The organism is Pseudoalteromonas sp. Hal040 (assembly GCF_037162425.1).
GTDB classification, from domain to species: domain Bacteria; phylum Pseudomonadota; class Gammaproteobacteria; order Enterobacterales; family Alteromonadaceae; genus Pseudoalteromonas; species Pseudoalteromonas gelatinilytica.
This window is the reverse complement of record NZ_JARLUU010000001.1, coordinates 1,859,908-1,880,915: the sequence shown is the minus strand read 5'-3', so window position 1 is coordinate 1,880,915 and position 21,008 is coordinate 1,859,908. Positions and strand designations below refer to the sequence as shown.

General features: G+C 40.5%; 17 protein-coding genes. 10 read left to right on the top strand and 7 right to left on the bottom strand.

The genetic code is table 11. The features are described 5' to 3' along the window. Window positions 1-32: 32 nt before the first annotated feature. The 5 genes from P4S60_RS08430 to P4S60_RS08410 form a co-directional block, all read right to left on the bottom strand. Window positions 33-566 (bottom strand): hypothetical protein, encoded by a 534-nt coding sequence (locus P4S60_RS08430; protein ID WP_337115656.1) that lies wholly within the window; start codon window positions 564-566, stop codon window positions 33-35. Between the two features lie 177 nt (window positions 567-743). Further along, complete coding sequence (locus P4S60_RS08425) at window positions 744-1,835, bottom strand: hypothetical protein (RefSeq protein ID WP_337115655.1); 1,092 nt, start codon at window positions 1,833-1,835, stop codon at window positions 744-746. A gap of 18 nt (window positions 1,836-1,853) precedes the next feature. Continuing rightward, window positions 1,854-2,384 (bottom strand): hypothetical protein, encoded by a 531-nt coding sequence (locus tag P4S60_RS08420; RefSeq protein WP_337115653.1) that lies wholly within the window; start codon window positions 2,382-2,384, stop codon window positions 1,854-1,856. Window positions 2,385-2,470: 86 nt separating this feature from the next. Beyond that, window positions 2,471-3,580 carry a 6-bladed beta-propeller gene (locus P4S60_RS08415; RefSeq protein WP_337115652.1) on the bottom strand — a complete coding sequence of 370 codons (1,110 nt, stop codon included), beginning with the start codon at window positions 3,578-3,580 and terminating at the stop codon, window positions 2,471-2,473. Window positions 3,581-3,656: 76 nt separating this feature from the next. Then, window positions 3,657-4,418 (bottom strand): phytanoyl-CoA dioxygenase family protein, encoded by a 762-nt coding sequence (locus P4S60_RS08410; RefSeq protein WP_337115650.1) that lies wholly within the window; start codon window positions 4,416-4,418, stop codon window positions 3,657-3,659. Window positions 4,419-4,652: 234 nt separating this feature from the next. Between P4S60_RS08410 and P4S60_RS08405 the strand changes: the two genes are divergently transcribed. From P4S60_RS08405 to P4S60_RS08385, 5 genes are all read left to right on the top strand, one after another. Continuing rightward, on the top strand, window positions 4,653-5,423 hold the full coding sequence (locus tag P4S60_RS08405; RefSeq protein ID WP_337115649.1) for an IclR family transcriptional regulator: 771 nt from the start codon (window positions 4,653-4,655) through the stop codon (window positions 5,421-5,423). Window positions 5,424-5,716: 293 nt separating this feature from the next. Continuing rightward, window positions 5,717-8,485, top strand: a complete 2,769-nt coding sequence (locus P4S60_RS08400; RefSeq protein ID WP_337115648.1) for a TonB-dependent receptor — start codon at window positions 5,717-5,719, stop codon at window positions 8,483-8,485. 75 nt (window positions 8,486-8,560) lie between these two features. After that, window positions 8,561-10,129: a tryptophan halogenase family protein gene (locus P4S60_RS08395; protein WP_337115647.1), complete on the top strand. Its 1,569-nt coding sequence runs from the start codon at window positions 8,561-8,563 to the stop codon at window positions 10,127-10,129. Window positions 10,130-10,162: 33 nt separating this feature from the next. Then, a complete protein-coding gene (locus P4S60_RS08390) occupies window positions 10,163-10,873 on the top strand; it encodes a SapC family protein (protein WP_337115646.1) in 711 nt (236 codons plus the stop codon). A gap of 260 nt (window positions 10,874-11,133) precedes the next feature. Beyond that, window positions 11,134-11,415, top strand: a complete 282-nt coding sequence (locus P4S60_RS08385) for a sulfatase-like hydrolase/transferase (RefSeq protein WP_337116842.1) — start codon at window positions 11,134-11,136, stop codon at window positions 11,413-11,415. A 365-nt stretch (window positions 11,416-11,780) separates the two neighbouring features. On the opposite strand, the gene P4S60_RS08380 is transcribed toward P4S60_RS08385, so the two are convergent. After that, a complete protein-coding gene (locus P4S60_RS08380; RefSeq protein ID WP_337115645.1) occupies window positions 11,781-12,395 on the bottom strand; it encodes a GntR family transcriptional regulator in 615 nt (204 codons plus the stop codon). A gap of 104 nt (window positions 12,396-12,499) precedes the next feature. After that, entirely contained in the window at window positions 12,500-14,836 is a 2,337-nt protein-coding gene (locus P4S60_RS08375) for an agarase (protein WP_337115644.1), read from the bottom strand. A gap of 325 nt (window positions 14,837-15,161) precedes the next feature. Here P4S60_RS08375 and P4S60_RS08370 point away from each other — a divergent pair, with 325 nt between their 5' ends. The 5 genes from P4S60_RS08370 to galK are packed head-to-tail and all read left to right on the top strand — an operon-like array spanning window position 15,162 to window position 21,008. Then, a complete protein-coding gene (locus P4S60_RS08370) occupies window positions 15,162-16,757 on the top strand; it encodes an MFS transporter (RefSeq protein WP_337115643.1) in 1,596 nt (531 codons plus the stop codon). Further along, window positions 16,754-17,692, top strand: coding sequence for a sugar kinase (locus P4S60_RS08365; RefSeq protein ID WP_337115642.1), 939 nt, complete (start codon window positions 16,754-16,756; stop codon window positions 17,690-17,692). The genes P4S60_RS08370 and P4S60_RS08365 overlap by 4 nt, the downstream gene beginning before the upstream one ends. A 9-nt stretch (window positions 17,693-17,701) precedes the next feature. Beyond that, entirely contained in the window at window positions 17,702-18,790 is a 1,089-nt protein-coding gene (locus P4S60_RS08360) for a glycoside hydrolase family 117 protein (protein ID WP_337115641.1), read from the top strand. 11 nt (window positions 18,791-18,801) lie between these two features. Continuing rightward, window positions 18,802-19,854, top strand: a complete 1,053-nt coding sequence (locus P4S60_RS08355) for a UDP-glucose--hexose-1-phosphate uridylyltransferase (RefSeq protein WP_337115640.1) — start codon at window positions 18,802-18,804, stop codon at window positions 19,852-19,854. After that, the gene (gene galK, locus P4S60_RS08350; protein ID WP_337115639.1) at window positions 19,854-21,008 is read left to right on the top strand and encodes a galactokinase; all 1,155 of its coding nucleotides are present in this window, start codon (window positions 19,854-19,856) and stop codon (window positions 21,006-21,008) included. Before P4S60_RS08355 ends, galK begins: the two co-directional genes overlap by 1 nt.

The following is a 21,008-nucleotide window of genomic DNA, read 5'->3' as shown; positions in this document are numbered from 1 at the left end:
CCGGTCATGTAGTACCGTTTAATTGAGGAAAGCTACTTACCATAACGCTTTTCATACATGGTGGAGGTAACGTCTTTTACTGCTTCGATCATTTCAGGGTAGGGGATGTCAGTGGTGGTAACAAAGCCTATATTGGCGTTTTCACCATCAAATGCCCGCCCAGATACTGGTTCATCAACATATTGGAACCAATGAGCGCCAACCATGTACGGTTTTTCGAGTACGCTTTGCATGTAATTTTTATACATAGCAGCATGGTCTGTTTGATTTGCAGCGTGAACAATACCTGGGTTAAACAAGCCAGAGTCGGTAGCTGTACCAATATGGAATTCGCCAATTACAACGGGTAGATCAACGTCTTCTAAAAATTGCCAGTAATGATCTTGCATACCTTCCTCGTAAATATTAAAGCTCAATACATCCGAGTATTTTACCGACGCTTTAATAATTTCATCTGGCATGCCCCAGTTAGCCATGCGAGCACCCATGTATAAATGATTAGGCAGCTTTTTATCTAATGTACCATTGACTACTTTAAAGTATTGTTCGCCTAACATTTCTAACATTTTAGATATGTCGGCTATTTGTGCGTCAGTGTAGGTAGTAGACGTAACGCCATTATTAAGTTCATCCCAACTTGAAATATCGCTTTGCCATGCTTTATTTAGTGCATTTATTGAGGTGTACTTTCGTTTAAGGTGTGTTGCAAATGCGTGTTTAGCAGGGCTTTGCTGTGCATCTTTTTATAGGGCATCGAGTATGATCCCGTAGCGTTTTTCTACGCTGCCTTCACGTTCGCCCCAACTTTTTTCGTTATCGATAAATATACCTACACACCAAGGTGATGATTTGATGCTTTTAGCTATGGCATCAATGGTAATTTCTGCACGTTTTTTAAACTCAGGATCATAAAAATCGGGCATCAGTCCCCAGTGATTAGTATGTCCAGAAAGTGTTTTAAAGTCGCCGATAATCCAACCATTGGCAAAATAGGGCACTGATTCTTTATCGTAAAAAGCTGGATCGACCCAGTTGCCAAATGATGTAAAACCCCAATCCTTCATGCGGTCTAGTGTTATCTCATGCCATTTATCTAAATATGATTTAGGTGATGTTTCGCCATAGCGACGTTGTAAGTTTGCACGGTAAAAACTATATGTTTCGCCATGTGCAACAGGGCCTTTATGTGTTGAACGTTTGTAACTGTAGTGATCGCTAAGTGGCTCATCGTAATCGGACAGCCATTGAAACATATTATGACGAAGCGTATAGGTAATAAAGCGGCTTTGGCGAGCGTCATCTGAGACTTTAATGAACCCCATTGAATCTTCAGGGGTGATCTCATCGCTACTGCGATTACGGACCGAATCATCTTCGAAGTCTACGCCGGTAATGGTGGTAAGATTAGCCATGCGCACATTGGCCGGACCATGGGAGAAAAATAAGTAGCCTTTAGGGTCAACCATCCACCATTTACCGTCTACTTTTTCAGTTCTGAAATAGCCTGTGGCCTCTAATTTAGGACCTTTGGCATAACCACCGAATCGAGAGCGGTCGCTCATGCCTTTGGATTTTGCAAGTTTAGCTAATTCAATATCAGCCAAACGTTTAAGCTGCTCATCTGAGGTGATAGTTAACGCATTGGTTTGTTTTGCGTATTGACCATATTTATCAATTATATTGACCATCCAATAGGGATCGTATGGTGGGTTTTTTCTCAGTTTGATATCACCAATTAATATTGACTTATCTTCTAACACACCGATAGTGAAGAGGTTCATTGCACTAATTTTTGTAAAGTCGCCGCCATCATCACGCCAAGATCGCCACACCATTAATCGATCATTTGTTTGTCAAGGTGGCGCATCTCCCCACATACCGGCATTTGTTTGTGCTTCTTTGCCAGCTAAAGGAAAATACACCGTCCCTTGGTAATTAGCAGGTAAACTCACTGAGCGACTTTGTAGCTGACCGTGTGGGTTTTCTAATGACAAGTAAACATGTATAGAGTCTGAGCTAGTGTTTTGTACATCAAATGCCAAATTATAGTTATTATATGCCGACACGTCCCACGGGCTCGGTGGAGCTATTTTTAGCTCAGAAATATTTCTCTTAGCTGAAAAATTTAACGCTAATTGTTTATTATTTACTGATTCAATCAGTTGATGAGATGTATGACTACCAAAAAGCCAACTTTGCTGTTGTTGATCTGAAAAATCAACCAGCTTGGTCAGTGTTTCTACCTCGGTAAATGGGTCTGCTTGTGAGTTAACTGATGGCTCTTGCACAGGCGCTTTATGTGTATCGCTGCAACCATTGGCAAACACACAGGCTAAGCTTAGCGCAATTAAATTAAGTGTCATTGAAGGGCGAGGTGTTGTCATTATAGTTTGGTCCTGTTATAAACTAGAATGAACAACACACGATCATTATTAACAATAAACAATGATCGTATTCATATTTACCACTTTTAATTCTGTTTTATTAACTTCATTGGGTAGCTGTTGGACGAATTCCATTGGCCAACATATAAATTGTCATCTTGATCTACACAAATACAGTGCACATGATTAAATACTTGCCAATCAGTTTGCATCGGTTGTAGTTGACCGTCCTGATAAACAGGTTGTGGTGCACCCACGTTAGCGATGATTTTATTTGTTTCGTCAAAAATACTAATAAAACCTGAATCATCGGCATTGCGATTATCAACGTGTGACCAACACACCGGCGCATAAAAAACGGATCCCTTGAATACGGGACCACCAATGTAGGCGCCATTAGCACTGATTGTTTTAAGGTATTGGCCATTTAAAGAAAATACTTTTAAACATTGTTCAAACCGCGAGCTTACGAGCAAAGTCGGGTTATTTTCATCACGTATGTCCACCTCGATGCCATGTGTATTATGCAAATTGTAGTTGGTATCGCTGTTATCGTGTCCTCCCCAGTGTTTGATATAGCGGCCGTGTTTATCAAAGTGCAGTAAAAAATCGCTTCCGTAACCATCTGTAACATATAAATCACCATTTGGGGCTATAGCGATATCAGTAGGGCGAAAGGGCTGCTCTGGCGTATAAGCATCGTATGTTTGCGGATGACCTATGGTGTAAATCAGTTTGCCATCTAAAGTCATTTTCGCAATGAATCCGGCTTGTGGAATGACATTGTTAGTTGGACTATCCCATTGCTCTTTGCTGTGACCATCCCAATGACGATTAACAATCCAACCACTATCGACAACATATAAATACTCTTGCTCGCCTTCTTGCACAATTTTAATGGCATGGCCACCTGGGAACAGGGTACCAAATGCATCCAGTAACTCACCTTGTTGCGAGTAAACTAAAATGTTATTGCGCGTGTTATCAGTGATCATAAAAATACGCCCTTGCGAGTCCATCACCATGGCGTGACAATTTTCGATGGGGTAGTCTTCGGGGTCTAATTTACCCCAGTGCGCATCTATCTTGTATTGGTAGTTACCATGACCCACTATTTTGCCGTGCGGGTCTTGTCCGTTTTTTGGTATTGCGTGAGCAATTTGTTGTTTTTGTTGTAAAGTTAACTGTTGGAGCATTGTAATTTCCAAATAAAAAAACCAACTCAAAGTAAGGGCTAACAATCTTTGAGTTGGTTTGGCTAGAAAAGGGTGGCTATCCTGGGTGATTTAAAATCGCGTCATCATCAACCCGATCGAGAGGATAGTAAATCGCTTCATTTTCTTTAAATGATTGATTGCTGACGGCGTTATAGGCACAGATCATTGACCAACGTGGCTCAGAGGCTCTATTTTGGTTAGATTTATGTAGCAAATTACAGTGGAAAAACAACACATCGCCAGGCTCAAGCTCAACGTTAACCAGCTCATGGTATTTCATGGCTTCTTCGACAAACTCTAAGCATGCGCCTTTTTGGTCGCCAGTTTTGCTGTGATCTAAACGCCCTAAATGGTGGGAGCCTTTTAAAACTTGTAAGCAGCCATTTTCAATTGTTGCTTTATTAATCGCCACCATACAACTGATTGCTTTAGGATAAAGCATATAGTTATCACGATGCCAGTAACCAAAGTCTTGGTGCCATTCCCATGCACCGCCTACAAATGGTTCTTTCATCATAATTTTGGTGCTAGTATGATAAACCTCTTCGCCGATCAGAGTTTCACAGACATCAACCAAACGACGGCCTCGAGAAAACATACTGTAAAAGTCATCCCCTGTTTCTTGCCATAAACACACTTTACTGACGGCACCATCGGCATCTTTTTTATGCCATGCTCGCTCGTAAAGCGAATCATCATTAAAGGCTGTATATTGCAAACGCGAAATTTCTTTTTCATCGTAATAGCCTTTTGCAATAACGTAGCCATCTCTATGAAAGTCTGCAATTTGCTGTGGTGTGAGTTGTCTGTTGTTCATAACTGAGTGTCCTGATAGTGACCATTTGTTGTAAATTGTTAACAATGATGGTTGTATTTATTTGAATGGTCAAGCTGTAATTTATATAAAAATATGGTATTTATATATAAATATTCATAAAATTAATTAACTAATTGTTTCTACATGTATTCACTGTGAATAAGGTAGAAAAATTATTTTTTAATTCATATATGAAGATGGAAAATTAATTCATTTTTGCGCTGATGGTGTTGTATGAACACAAAAGTAAAAAATAAATACGCAGTTCCGGCGTTAGATAAAGGTCTCGATATCCTTGAGTATTTGGCGAATAAGGGTAGTGCATTTTCACAAAGTGAAATAGCGACTGGGCTTGATCGTAGTGCAAATGAAATTTATCGGGTTTTGGTAGGGTTAGAGTCTAGAGGTTATTTAATTCGGGATGAGTTTTCTGGCCGGTATAGCCTATCTTTAAAGCTTTATAATTTATCCCGCTCTATTTCACCTATAGATCAAGTGCGCCAATGCGCTATTCCATATATGGAAGACTTAGTGGTCAGTGTAGGGCAGTCGTGCTACTTAACTATGTTGTATCAAAGCCAAGCTATGACGGTAGTACAAGCTCGCAGCCACAGTGCGATGCATTTGAGCATTGCTGAGGGTTCATTATTTACTTTAAGTAAATCAACTGCAGGGCAATTGCTGTTAGCAAACAGCAACGAGCATGTACGCAGTATGTTGATAGAGCATGATAAAAATTATAGTAAATTAAAGTCAAAAGATTTAAGCAAATTTCATCAGGAGCTTAATGATATTGCTGAACAAGGGCAATTGGTACAGGGTAATCCAATTATTTCAGGTGTTACTGATTTTTCCGTTCCTATTGGTAAACCCAACGCAAAGTTGATAGCGGCATTAAGCATTTCATCTTTTGATGCAGCATTAACATCAAGAGTTAATACACACGCTATGATAGAAGAGCTTAAAAGCACGGCAACTAAAATCACCTCTTTACTTAACAGTTAACTTATTCACACCGTTAGTCTCACTATATAAGTGAGGCTCATTATTACTCGCTGTTTCATAACCTCTTCAAATTTAAATAGTTACTTATAGCTCCCTTTGCTCAAAGTTCCCTCCGTTGTTGTTGGTAGTTCATATTATCAGCGCGATTGTAAGATTTTTGTTTAATTTAGATTGACTTTTTACGCATTGTTCCATTATTGTAAAGTTAATTGTTAACAATATTTTGGTAACAATTATAAAATAGCAAAAATCATCAATGGCAACATCGTCTAAACACAATATTTAGGTGTAAAATGATAAACACACAATTTAAACTCAATGCAATTTGTATGGCTATATTGGTAGCAACACCATTGGCTAATGCGCAAACAGAAGAAACAAGCAAATCCTCTGATGTTGAGATTATTCAGGTTACGGGCATTAGAAGTGCGTTAAGTAAATCAGCATCAATCAAACAAACTTCATCGGGTGTCGTTGATGCCATTTCGGCAGAGGATATCGGTAAATTACCCGATACTAACTTAGCCGAATCATTACAGCGTATCAGTGGTGTATCAATTGATAGAGCTAATAATGAAGGTAACCAAGTAACAGTGCGTGGCTTTGGTCCTAGCTTTAACTTAGTGACTTTAAATGGTCGTCAAATGCCAAATTCGTCTGTATTACAGGAAGCTGGTGTGTCACGTAGCTTTAATTTTAGAGAAATTGCAGCTGAAAGTGTGTCAGGTGTGTCTGTTTATAAAACAGGTAAAGCCAATGTCGCATCGGGTGGTATTGGTGCAACCATTGATATTAATACCGCTAAACCATTTGATTACGACGGCTTTAAAGCGTTCGCGAATGTTAAAGCGATAAAAGACACTAGTTCAGAGAAATCAAATGTTACACCTGAAATATCCGGCATGATCAGCCAAACATTTGCTGATGATATGTTTGGGGTGTTGTTGTCAGTTTCTCACTCAGAGCGTGAAAGTGGTCGAGAACGTGTAGGTACGTCGCAGGGGTGGGTTAAAAATCGCGCAAATCCAGATGGTGTAGATAGCAGTGCTATTGACACCTCTGTTAATCCCACAGGAACATACTGGGTGCCTTGGACCCCAGAAATGGAGCGCTTTGAAACGGAGCGTACCCGTGATAATGCACAATTAGTATTGCAATTTGCCCCTACAGACAAAATAACCGCAACACTTGACTATACTATGTCGCGTTTTGAAGAAATTAGTGAAACTAATAAAATGTCATTTTGGTTTGATAATCCAGGTGGTACGGCTGATAAAAATGGTACCTTATTGGATATCACCAATGCCAATGATGAGCTTAACTTTTGGGCATGGGAGCTATACGAGAAAAAAGAAAACGACTCATTTGGTTTAAATTTAGCGTGGCAAGCAACAGAATCATTGAAGTTAAGTTTTGATGCTCATGACTCTACCTCTCATTCAAATCCAGATGGTAATACGGCAGAAACAATTGCAAATTTGAAAAATATCCCAGGCTCTGTCGATTTAATTGGTGCTAACTTTTCTACTGAAGTGCCGAGCATTACAGTTGATGACTCATCATTACCGGGCGGTGCTTATAATCCTGAGAATATCGTATCGGATCTGTATCAGCGCCGTGGTTATGAGATGGAAAATAATATCAAGCAATATCATGCCAGCGGTATGTGGGAAAACTTAGAAAGTGGGGCTATATCGGCAATTCATTTTGGCGCAATGTATACAGATTATCAGATTGATACCTATTTGTCTGAGCAATTTTCATTTGTTGATATTCCATTAGATAATTTAGGCATGACATTTGATGATGCGACAGGCTTTGCTGACGAGTTTTCAGGCTCGGACCAATTGTTCCCATATATGCCAAGGTATAGCGCTCAAGACTTTGTTGATATAGTTAGAGGTGAAGGGTTATTTAGAGAGCCTGATATTTCAACCAATGGTGTTCAAGAGCAAACCCTTGCATTTTATGTTTCGTTAGATGTAAACACCGAATTTAATAACATTCCTATCGATATGAATGTAGGGGTACGTTACGAAAGAACAGATGTAACCGGTTATTCTGTAAAACCGGCAATTATTGCCCTTAATTATCGCCATGCTGAAGAACTTCGTCCTGTATATGCAGCTGAAGCAACACCGCAAGAGCTGGAAGGTGAATATACGCGTATCTTACCTAACCTTGATTTAAGCGCTGATTTAGATAATGGTTACAAAGCACGTTTTTCATATAGCCGAACGCTAGCCCGCGCAGGTATTGACGCTATGTTCCCGTCTACAACGATAAATGCACGTCCTGATGGTCCATACAATGCATCACAAGGTAACCCAAATTTATTACCAATAACTTCCGATAACTTTGACTTCTCCTTTGAATGGTATGGTAACGATGGCAGTTATGCATCGGTAGGCTACTTTAAAAAGTTTGTTGAAAACTTTATTGGTGCTGGTGTAGTACAAGGTACGTTAGATGATATAAACGGTGATCCGTTGCGCGATCCGAGTGTAAACCCGCGACCTGGTTGTCCAGATAGTTCTGATACACCTAACCCTGCTTGTATGAGCCAGCCGTCAGATCCAATTGTAACATTTGATATTTCTACACCTGATAACTTGCAAAACCGTGAAGTTGATGGTTGGGAGTTAAACGGTCAATACATGATTGAAGATACTGGCTTTGGTGTGGTTGCTAACTATACCTCAGTTAATAGTGATGAAGAGTTTGAACCGTATAACTTTGATCAAACTATTGCACTAGCAGGCTTAAGTGACTCTGGTAACCTTGTTGGTTTTTATGAGAATGACGATTTCGAAGTGCGCCTTGCTTATAACTGGCGCGACGAGTTCTTACTTTCGCTTGGCACTGAGCCAACGTTTACTGAAGCCTATGGTCAGCTAGACTTTAACTTTAATTACACCATTAATGAATCGTACTCAGTTAATTTTGATGCGCTGAACTTGACTAACGAAACCGTTCGTCGTCATGGCCGCTTTAGCGAACAGTTGATCTCTGCTGAGCAATATGGTCCACGTTATAGCATAGGTTTCACTGCTAAGTGGTAATAAGCTAAATTTAGAGAGCAAGGCACTGCTAGTCTTGCTCTTTTTATTGGTTATATAGCAATAATAGAGGTTGCTATGAATGACACATTAAAATCAATTGTAATAGTCGGTGGTGGAACCGCTGGTTGGTTAAGTGCGGGGATTATTGCAGCCTATTTAAAAAAACATCACAGTCTTAATTACCACATTACATTAGTTGAATCAGCTGATATTGCAACGGTTGGCGTTGGTGAGGGCACATGGCCGACCATGCGCAGAACGTTACAAAATATGGGGGTTGATGAAGCGCAGTTTATTAATCAATGTAATGTATCGTTTAAACAAGGTGCCAAATTTGCCAACTGGCATAGCACAAAAGAAAACGACTTTTACTACCACCCGTTAATGATGCCACAAGGGTTTGCAGATAATGATTTAGCCGCAGCTTGGCTTCGTCAAGACATTGACTCAGCAGCACCGCATAACCATTTTGCAAATTTTGTTTGCCCCCAACACACATTGTGTGAGCACAACCTAGCGCCTAAAGCCCTAACAACACCACAATACAGTGGTGTGGCAAATTACGCATATCATTTAGATGCAGGCCTATTTGCCACATTTTTAAAAAATCATTGCATCAACCACTTAAACGTAACACATGTAGTGGCCAGTGTTTTATCGGTAAATAATAACGCTAATGGCGATATACACTCCTTAAGCTTGGATAATAACACGGCGCTTTGCGGCGATTTATTTATAGATTGCTCAGGGTTTAAATCTTTATTGTTAGGTGAAAATTTAAAAATCGGCTTTAAATCATGCAAAGACATTTTGTTTGCTGATAGCGCATTAGCAGTACACATGCCGTATGACGATGAAACTCAGGTGATTAGTTCACACACCATCTCTAAAGCACAAACAGCAGGTTGGATATGGGATATTGGCCTGCAGACACGTCGTGGAGTAGGGCACGTTTACTCAAGCCGCCATATCAGTGAGCAAGAGGCCAAAGAGCAGCTTTTTGATTACTTAAACATCTCGCCCGCTAAGCGGGCTGACTTAAATGTGAAAAAAATTAGTTTTGAACCAGGACACAGAGAAAAGTTTTGGCACAAAAACTGTGTGGCAATTGGTTTATCGGCTGGATTTTTAGAGCCATTAGAGGCGTCGGCCTTATTGCTGGTGGAAATATCCGCTAACTTTATAGCAGAGCAATTACCAGCTAACCGCCAAGTCATGGATATAACTGCCGCACGATTTAATCGCACCTTTAGCTACCGTTGGCAGCGTATTATCGATTTTTTAAAGCTGCACTACATGTTAAGTGAGCGAACCGATAGCCTTTTTTGGCAGCAACATTGCGCTGAGCAAAGTATACCGCAAAGCTTACAAGATAACCTAGCGTTATGGCTAACACATATCCCTAATGACAACCACTTTGATTATTCTGTCGAGGTATTTCCAGCAGCAAGCTACCAATACGTGCTGTATGGCATGGGCTTTAAAACGGCGACGACCCATTATGGTAATCATCCTACAGCGATTAAAAAAGCGCACAATCTAGCTACTAAAAATACCAAAGACACGACTGAATTAGTGAGTAAATTACCGGATAACCGCACATTATTAAAACAAATCAAGCAGTATGGTTTACAAAAAATTTAGCTAAATCACCGCATTTAAATGAGCAACTTTACGATGACAGACGCAACAATATTAGATAAACAAAAACACGCAAACTTATACATAAACAATGCGCCAAGTGCTGAATTTGGTGACAATATTAATTATATTCCCATAGTGGCTGATGAGTTAAAGCAATTGGTGCTGGATTACCCTGTGTATTTTATGAAAAACCCACAGACAGGCCAGTTTGAACTGTTTGTTTTAACTGGCTTTACAGCGAGAGAGAACCTATTTTTGCAGCAAGGACGTTGGCGAGCACAGTACATTCCGCTGCACATCAAGCGCCAGCCGTTCAAACTAGGTTTACGTGATGCCACAATAACCAATCCAACGGATAACGATTTAGCAGTGCTTATTCACCAAGATCACCCTCGGGTTAATGCAAACATAGGAGAGCGGATTTTTGATCAGCAAGGAGAGCCCACAGCTTACTTAAATGCTGTTTGTGAGCAGTTAATGACATTAATGCACGGTAATAAGCGCACTAGCGCGTTTATTACAACCTTGCTAGAGCATGAACTGCTTGAAGCCGTACAACTGAGCCTGACTCAACATGGCGAAAAGCAAACGTATAGTGGCTTATACGCCATCAACGAACAAGAATTGGCACAGCTTGACGCACACACGCTTAAGTCATTACACGAAATGGGCTATCTCCAAGCCTGTTATATGATCATCGCTTCAACAGGGCATATACAAAAGCTATTAAACTGGAAGAGCTAAACGCTTTTTGATAATAAGGGGCTTTTATATTGTAATTGTACGCTTCGTATAGTTTTCCAATAAAAAATACACCCTGTTAAATATTAACAACTGATGGTGGGGTAATTCTATCCGATGGTGAATTGACTTTATAAGGTAATAAAATGACATTAAATTTATTTGCGGGAAACAGGGTTTCTCAGTTAATACTGCTAGTGCTTGGGTTTTACACATTATGCCTAAGTGGTTTTGTCGAGTCTAAGCAGCCGAATATATTATGAATTATTACAGACGACCAGCGACCAGACTCTGTATCGGCTTATAATCAGGCGGTCTATGGACAAAGCAACAGCCCGTTAGGGTATGTTGAATCCCCGAATATCGACAAATTAGCCGCTGAAGGCGTGTTATTTACCCATGCTTTTACTAATTCACCGGTTTGCGGTCCGTCGCGAGGTTCAATGCATTCAGGACGATACCCGTTTCGAAATGGCCATTATGCCTTTGAGTTAACACATCAAAACCCTGACTTTGTAAAACCGACTGTTTATTGTACGTCGTGACTTGTTCAGTAACTTTGCTGCATTGCCAATTGTTATTCTGTTTTCTGCTACTTTAGCAATAATATCAACAGTGAGTTGAGTTTTTGAATCCATCACAATCATCCTCAACATGCCTTATTAGTATTCCAAAAACAAAACACTAACAGACACGTAAAAAAGTGACCGACAAATTCCCTTGGTAATTAGCGATTACGACAGAATCGCTTGGTAATTAAGATACGACAAAGTCGCTTGGTGTTAACACTCTTAAGCTTAAGCGCGGCGCCTCATAATCTCTTTGTGAATAATAACTTAAAGGGGTTTTGTTGTCTTTAAAACTAAAAAAGCCGCTTTGCAGCGGCTTTGCTCAGCATAAATTTATTTCATTACTTGATATTGTGTTTAATCGCTTTGATTGCAGTGGCGCTGTCTTGGGCTTTTAGGGCTTCAAGAATTGCGCGGTGTTCGTTAACGCATTCAGAGCTTGAGGTAATACGCTTATAATTTAAACGCATACGCATCACATACGGATACCAAATATTAACCAGCTCTTCACCACCGGCTTGGTAAATTAAATATTGATGGAAAGAAATATCGATTTTTGTGACTTCAGTGTAGTCCTCACGTTCAAATGCTTCTTGTAGCGAGTCTAAAATAGCTTCTAAATCTGCAAAATGTTGCTCATTTAAATTACCGTTTAACTCGGTTACGGCATATTCTTCGATACTGCGGCGTAATTTGATCATTAACTTTTGCAGTTTAGGGTCGAGTATACTGTTTACTGATGCGCCACAGTTATTACGTGAAATCAATAAACCTTCTTTCGTCAATTGCAGTATGACATCACGAATCGGGCCACGAGATAGACCAAAACGTTCTGCTAATTCTTTTTCATTTAATTTAGTTTGTGGGGGCATCTCACCAGAAATAATATCTGAACGTAGCTGTTCAGCTATTTGATCTTTTACAGATAAAATTTTTGTTGGTCTAGCTGCGGCCATATTTTTTCCTACGATTATTTTATGCTTTGTTTTTCTTTATTTAGTGTATATAAAAAAAGCGAATGGTCTATTGTCAACACATTACAATAGACCAGAATTTAAGCTTATTTTTTAAATCGACGCTCGTACATTTCGTTGTTTACAGTTTTTGCCGCTTCGACCATTTCAGTATAGGGGCGATCTGTGACTGTAATAAAACCAACGTTATAGTTTTCTCCATCATAAGCTCGTCCTGTAATAGGTGAGTCTATGTATTGGAACCAGTGAGCACCAATAAAGTATGGGTTATCAATCACTGAACGCATGTAATCTGTGTACATTTTAGCACGGTCTTGTTGATTTGACGCATGGATAAGACCTGGGTGGAATAGGCCAGAATCTGATGCGCCTACATGGAACTCACCAATTATAGTTGGCTTGTCGAATTCACTTAAGAATTCCCATTTTTTCGGTTTAATGCCTTCTTTGTATGCATTAAAGCTTATCACATCAACATGCTTTGCTGATGCTCTAACGACCTCAATTGGCATACCCCAATCAGGAAAACGAGCGCCTAAGTACAAGTGATTAGGTAAATATTTGTCCATTGCGGCATTAACTACACTGAAATACTTATCAGCGTAAGCTGTAAGCATAATTGAAAAGTCAGCCAGTTGGTCGTTGTTTTTGACATCCACTTTGACGCCTTTATCAAACTCTTGCCATGAGGCTAAATTTAGGTCCCATACTTTGTTGAGTTCGTTTATGTCAGCATATTTTTCTTTCATCAAACGTGAGAACTCTGCTTTAGTTGGCACTGTTGCGGCATCTCTACCAAGAGTGTTGATTACAATGCCATAATGACTTTGCACTGAGTCAGGACGACCAAAGCTTTTTTCGTTATCAATAAACACGCCAACCGCCCAAGGGGAGTTATTAACCTCATTGGCTACATTTTCTACGGTTATATTGGCACGCTCAGTAAAATGTGGATCAAATACATCAGGCATTGCACCCCAAAAATCATTGCCGCTCGAAACGGTTTTAAAGTCGCCGATGATCCAGCCATTGGCAAAGTAGGGAACTTGCTGATTATCGTAGTAGCTTGGATCTGTCCAGTTACCTAGTGAGGTAAAGCCCCATGTGATCATGCGTTTTAAGGTTACTTCACGCCATTTTTGCATATAGTCACTATTGTTTTGACCATATTTACGCTCTAGGTTGGCAGAATAAAAGCTGTAAGTTTCACCATGAGCGAGTGGACCAGAGTGAGCACTCTTACGGTAACCATAGTGTTTACCCATTGGCTCATCGTAACTGGGCAACCATTCAAACAGGTCTTTACGTACTTGTGATGCGACAAAGCGACTTGCTAGGGCTTCTTTATTCACTTGATTTAAGCCTTTTGAATCTTCCGGTGTTAAACCTGATTCATTGGCACTTTTGAATAGGGATTGGTCAAAATCATAGCCAGTTAAGGTAGTGGAATTGGCAAGACGAATAATATCTAAGCCCGTTGCCAAATAAAGGTAGCCGTCTGGGTCAACCAACGACCATTTACCCTTGTGTTTTGCTGTTCTAAAGTAGCCTGTTCCTTCAAGTTTTGGCCCTTGTGCCCAACCGCCAAAGCGTGAGCGATCTGCTGGGCGCAGTGATAGCAGCTGTTGCGCTTCTTGTTTTTTATCTGCTATTAACTCGGCTTCAGAGTCTACCTTGTAAGCAAAGTCTTGTTTTGCATTTTGACCAAATTTATCAACTATGTGGGTTAAAAATTCAGTATCGAATTCAGGGTTGCTACGTAAATCGATTGATTTTATTTGTAAAGCTTTATCATGCAATGCGCTTTGTACACTTAAAGAAATTTTAGTGATCCCTTTAAGGTTTAAGTTCTTTTTGCCCCACATAGAGATAAACTGAGTTTCATCGGATTGCCATGTTGCAGGGTTAGAGCGTAAGCCTGAGGTAAAGTTAAGCTCTACATTTTCTTCTCCTTCAGGAGTAGCTAAATCATGACCATCAAGTTTGGCATAATAAGTATTAAAGCCACCGATAGGTACATTCACTGTGCGGGTATAATTAGCACCATCAATATCTGAGATATCTAAGTAAATTTGTACTGAATGTTGGCCTGGGTTTGCAAGTTCAAAGGCAATATTGAAATCTTTAAATTGGCTCCAATTCCATGGGGTATCTGGGGTTAATGTGATACCTGAATAGAGGTTTTGCTCTGAATCAAATGCAACATTAATCACACCGGTATCATTGGTGACTCTTGCGCCGCTGGTTTTTATTTGTACGGCGGTGTTAGCAGTATGCTGGGCATCATCTAACAGCTGCAGTAGGGTTTTGCTGGTGTTTATTGCTTGGGCTGCCACGGGCTCTGACACGCCGTTTGTCTTCTGATTACAGCCTGTGAGAGCGAGTAGGAGTGCAGTTACAGCTAGATTTTTGTTATGTTTCATTGTTGTCCAACCTTATTTAACTATTTAACACACCATACACGAAAAACAACAAATTGAAAATTGTTAACAAAGTGCAATTTGTTGTGTTGTCGTTATTCTATTCTAATTAATTGATTCTAAATGATTTAAAAGTTTCAAAAAAATATTAGCACAAATCGAATTTGCTAGTTTTTTCAAAATATATGTTGCATACGAGTTAATTATGAAATAACCTCAAATGAATCGCTTATGGTTAATTGTTAACAATATTAAGGATGCATGCTCTGATTGTTAATTTCTCAATTAATACACACACAATGATAACAACAAAATTGGATAAAGATGAATGAATGGTAGCAACCGTAATGTGTTCTTTTTCGCCTTGGTGGTCGCCTTTGGCGGTTTTATTTTTGGCTTAGATGCTGCTTTGATCTCAGGAACGGTTCGTTTTGTCTCTGCTGAGTTTAATTTAACTGATATACAAATAGGCACTGTGGTAAGCGCTCCTGGTTTTGGCGTGTTATTCGCCTTATTAATAACCGGGTATATATGTAACGTATTTGGTCGTAAAAATACACTGATTGGCATTGCATTCATTTATATATTTTCAGCTATTTCTTCGGTATTAGCGCAAAGTTACGAAGCGTTAGTGATTGCACGTTTTATTGGAGGGTTGGCATTTACGTCTTTATCAGTGGCTGCAATGTATATTGGCGAAGTAGCCCCAGCTAAGTATCGTGGCAAGCTGGTTTCTATGATCCAAATAAATATTGTTGTCGGTTTATCTGCAGCCTATTTCGCAAATTATTTACTCGTTGAGCTATCACAAAGTAGTTATCAATGGGTCAGCACTTATGCAATGCAAGATAACTTATGGCGTTGGATGCTGGGTGTTGAAGTTATTCCTGCTGTTATTTGGTTTTTATTGTTATTTACTATTCCGCAAAGCCCTCGCTGGTTAGTTATGAAAGGCAACGAAACACGTGCAAAAGCGGTGTTATTACGCTTAACCAAATGTAGTACGCTGGCCGCTGAACAACTGCAGACTATAAAGTCGAGTTTAACCGATTACTCAGATAGCGGTAGCTATTTAGCTTCATTCAAACAGTTACTTGATAGTCGTGTTCGTGCCGCTGTGATTATTGCGTTAACAATAGCATTGGTACAGCAAGTCACTGGGATTAACGCCATTATGTTTTATGCGCCAACCGTGTTTGAGCAGTTGGGTGTGGGGACTGATGCAGCATTTTTAAATGCGGTGTTAATTGGTTTGGTTAGTATTGTGTTTACAGTGGTGGCTATTGTTTTGATTGATAAGCTTGGCCGTCGACCTCTAGTGATAGGCGGTTTAGCAACGGCAACGTTGAGCTTATTTATGTGTTATATCGGCTTTAGTCAGGCAGAATACAGCTTATCAGCAGAGCATATTGCTGAATTTTCAAGCTTAAATACAGTGACTGGGTTAGAGCAATTAATTGGTCAGGTATATCACAGTGATGTTGAATTTAAACGTGCTTTGGCCACGGTGTTCTCTGCAACCCAATTACAAGGTTTTGAAAGTGATTTAATTCAACGTGCGGCAACAATTAATGCACCGCTTATTTCACTCGGTATTGCAGGTTTTATTGCCGCGTTTCATTTTTCAATCGGGCCTATAATGTGGGTGATTTTTTCTGAAATATTCCCAACCCGTATCCGTGGTGTTGCCATTCCAACGTTTGCCTTTATTGCCAGTGTTGTGAGCTACTTAGTTCAGCAGTTTTTCCCTTGGCAATTAAATAACTTTGGTGCGGCGAATATCTTTTTGTTTTATAGCATGAGTGGCGTGATTGGTTTTGTCTTACTTTATAAAATTATGCCAGAGACGAAAAACAAGTCGATTGAAGAGATTGAAGAGCAATTAGCCGGTGTATCAGCTAAAAAAGTATTGGAGGGTGTGTGAGTACTTTATTAGCGATAGGCGAATGTATGGTGGAGCTGGTTCCTCAAGGGATCAGTGAATGCAAGCAATCGTTTGCCGGAGATACGTATAACGCTTTAGTTTACGCCAAGCGTTTTGCACAGCAGCTAAATTGTGAATTATTTACAGCGGTTGGTGAAGACGTATTAAGTGTCAACATGCTGAAAAAATGGCAACAAGAAGGCATTAGCGCTCAGCAAGTAATAAAAACGGCTACGCATAATGTAGGGATCTACGCGATTTCAACAGATCAACAAGGTGAGCGTAGTTTTGATTATTGGCGCAATCAATCTGCTGCTAAACATATGATGCAACTGTTTGCTGCTAAGCCATTTGATTTAGGTTTAGGCGCGAATGATTGGGTGTTTTTTAGTGGTATTAGTTTAGCCATTCTTGATGATGAATCTAAACAAGCATTGCTCGATTTATTAGCTTGTTTAAAACGACAAGGCTGCACTATTGCGTTTGACCCTAATTACCGTTCCCGTATGTGGCAATCAAAAGAGCATGCAATTGACTGGGTAGAGCGCGCATACCAAATCAGTGATCTCGTATTGCCTGGGCTTGATGACCACCACACCTTATTTGGCCACACGGATATTGGCGAAATAGTCCAGTATTGCCAACAATTTGCTGTTAATGAAGTGATAGTAAAAGCCGGTGATAAAGGCATGCAGGTGTTTTGCCAAAATAGTTTAACGGCACAGTGCTCATTTAATCCTGCGCCACAGCAAGTTGACAGCACCGCGGCAGGCGACTCTTTTGCCGGCACTTACTTAGCGGCCAGAATGACTCATCATGAACCACAAGCCGCATTACACATGGCTGATAAAGTTGCCTCACAAGTTGTGCAACATCAAGGCGCCATTTTACCTTTTGACGTTTACCAAGCGCTTAAATTAAGCAGTGCAAAGTAAGGAATAGACATGTCTGATAATCAACAAAAATTAAGTTTAGCGAGCCGCCGAGCAATCGAAAGAGGCTATGACAGCCGAGGTCCTCAATGGTTAACAGAGTTTGATGTAGTGCCTTTGAAAGGTGATTTTGCTTATCAAGAAGGGGTTATTCGCCGTGATCCGTCATCAGTTTTATATATAGATGGGCTTTACCATTGTTGGTATACCAAGGGCGAAGGCGAAACGTTAGGTTTTAATTCAAATGATCCCGAGGCAAAAGTATTTCCGTGGGATTTAACACAAGTGTGGCATGCCACATCAAAAGACAGTATTACGTGGCAAGAGCAAGGCGTTGCTATTGCACGTGGTAAAGCTGGTGAATATGATGACCGTGCTGTATTTACACCTGAAGTATTTGCTCATTTAGGTAAGTACTATTTGGTTTATCAAACAGTTGAAACACCTTATACCAACCGTCAATATGAGCATATTGCCATTGCTCAGGCCGATTCTCCTTTTGGACCATGGCACAAGTCAGCTGCGCCAATCGTTAGCCCAAGCAAAGATGGTGTGTGGTCTGGGGATAAAGACAACCGCTTTGCCGTTAGTAAAAAAGGCAGTTTTGATAGCCATAAAGTACACGATCCGTGTTTAGTGTTTTTCCAAAATAAATTTTACTTGTATTACAAAGGTGAAACGCAAGGAGAGGGGATGAACTTTGGCGGGCGTGAAATCAAACATGGTGTTGCAATTGCTGATGACGTAATGGGCCCGTATGTAAAATCAGAGTTTAACCCTATCTCTAACAGTGGTCATGAAGTGGTGGTGTGGAACTTCAGAGGCGGAATTGCCAGCCTGCTGACAACCGACGGCCCTGAAAAAAATACCATTCAATTTGCAAAAGACGGTATCAACTTTGAAATCATGGCACATATTAAAGGCGGGCCTGAAGCCATAGGTTTATACCGCCCAAGCAAAGGCTTTGATGAAAACCCTGCGCCAGGTCTTAGTTGGGGGCTGTGTCATAAATATGATGCTAGTTGGAATTGGAATTATATTTGCCGATTTACACCGCGTAAGCAAGTGCTTGATGCCGGCACATTTCAAAATAGTAATTAAGGTTTGCAGTAATGAATAATCAAAATAACCAATTTGACCCAACTGAACACCCACACCGCCGATTTAACCCTTTATTAGGGGAATCAGTATTGGTCTCACCGCATCGGGCTAAGCGACCTTGGCAGGGCCAAGAAGAGAGTGTTGATCATGAAATCAAACCCGCTTATGACGAAAACTGTTTTTTATGTAAAGGCAATACTCGGATCAATGGTGAAGTAAACCCTGATTATGAAGGGACATTTGTTTTTACCAATGACTTTGCTGCACTGCGTGAAGATGTACCTGATGTCGCGTTTGATGATCCATTATTTAGTATGCAAACTGAGCGTGGTACCGCACGAGTAATCTGTTTTTCGCCGGATCATTCGAAAACCTTGCCCGAATTGTCTTTGGCTGAAATTACCAATGTGGTGGCAACGTGGCAGCAGCAATGTAAAGAGCTATCACAGACCTACCGCTGGGTACAAGTGTTTGAAAACAAAGGAGCTGTAATGGGGTGCTCTAATCCGCACCCGCATGGCCAAATTTGGGCTCAACACCAGTTACCTAGTTTAGTCGAGCGTAAGCAGCTTAACTTACAACAATACACCCAGCAACATGGGTCAAACTTATTGCTTGATTATGCCAAACGAGAAGTGGAATTACAGGAGCGCGTTGTCTGTATCAATGATGACTGGCTAGTGGTTGTGCCTTATTGGGCTGCGTGGCCATTTGAAACGCTATTATTACCGCGTTTTGCGATAACCAGAATGACTGATTTAACAACAGCTCAGCAAGCGAGCTTAGCTGAGGTGATCAAACAAATCACGGTCAAATACGACAATTTATTTCAATGTTCATTTGCTTATTCAATGGGCTGGCATGGTGCGCCATATGATGATCAAGATGACTCATATTGGCAATTACACGGCCAGTTCTTCCCGCCACTGTTACGCTCTGCAACCGTTAAAAAGTTTATGGTGGGTTATGAAATGATGGCCGAGGCACAGCGTGATATAACGCCAGAGCAAGCCGCTACCATTTTAAAACAGCAATCACTGACGCATTATAAAGAGGTGAAATAATGAACATTGAAAGCAATGCCCGCAACGCATTTTTATCTCATTACGGACGTGATGCCGATTTTGTAGTAAAAGCACCGGGCCGAGTAAATCTAATTGGCGAGCACACAGATTATAACGATGGCTTTGTACTTCCTTGCGCCATTGAATACGCCACTTATATTGCTGTTGCACCTCGTACTGATAACACGGTTAATGTGTTAGCACTTGATTGTAATAATGAAGTTGACTACTTTAGCTTAGGCCAAGAAATAGCTCATCACCCAAGCCAGAGTTGGAGCAATTATGTGCGCGGTGTGGTTGATGAGTTACAAAAACGTGGTCATGTGCTGTCGGGCTGTGATATTTGCATTACAGGCAATGTGCCGCAAGGGGCGGGTTTAAGCTCCTCGGCCGCCTTAGAAGTTGGTGTTGCTTATGCCTTTAACCATTTATGTGATTTATTTATTGAACGTAAAGAAATAGCTAAAATTGGTCAAGCGGCAGAAAACAATTTTGTGGGTTGCAACTGCGGCATTATGGATCAATTAATTTCTGCGTGCGGTCAACAAGGTCAAGCACTGGGGATTGATTGCCAGTCTTTAGATTTAATTGAAGTGAGCATTAATGAAGGCATGACCATCATGATGATCAACTCAAATGTAAAACGAGGATTGGTTGATAGCGAATATAACCTTCGTCGTGAGCAATGCTATGCTGGAGCAAAAGCATTTGAAAAAGCCAGTTTACGCCATGTTTCTATTGCAGACTATGAATCGAATAAAGCGCAGTTAGATGAGCAAGTTGCCAAGCGCGTTGAGCATATAGTGTATGAAAATGCACGAACACTTTCGGCAATGCAAGCCTTTACCAATAACGATATTGCGACGCTGAGTAAGTTAATGGCGCAAAGTCATCAGTCAATGCGCGATCTATTTGAAATTACTACACCAGAAATAGATACGCTGGTGGCAATAATCGACAGTGTATTGGGTAATAAAGGGGGAGTACGAATGACTGGCGGTGGCTTCGGCGGTTGTGTAGTGGCCTTTGTACCTAACTTTATGGTTGCAGAGGTTAGTGCGGCAATTTCAGCAAATTATCAGCAACAAACCGGTATTAAAGAAACAATCTATACCAGTTTACCTGCATCTGGTGTGTCTGTTATTCGAGCGTAA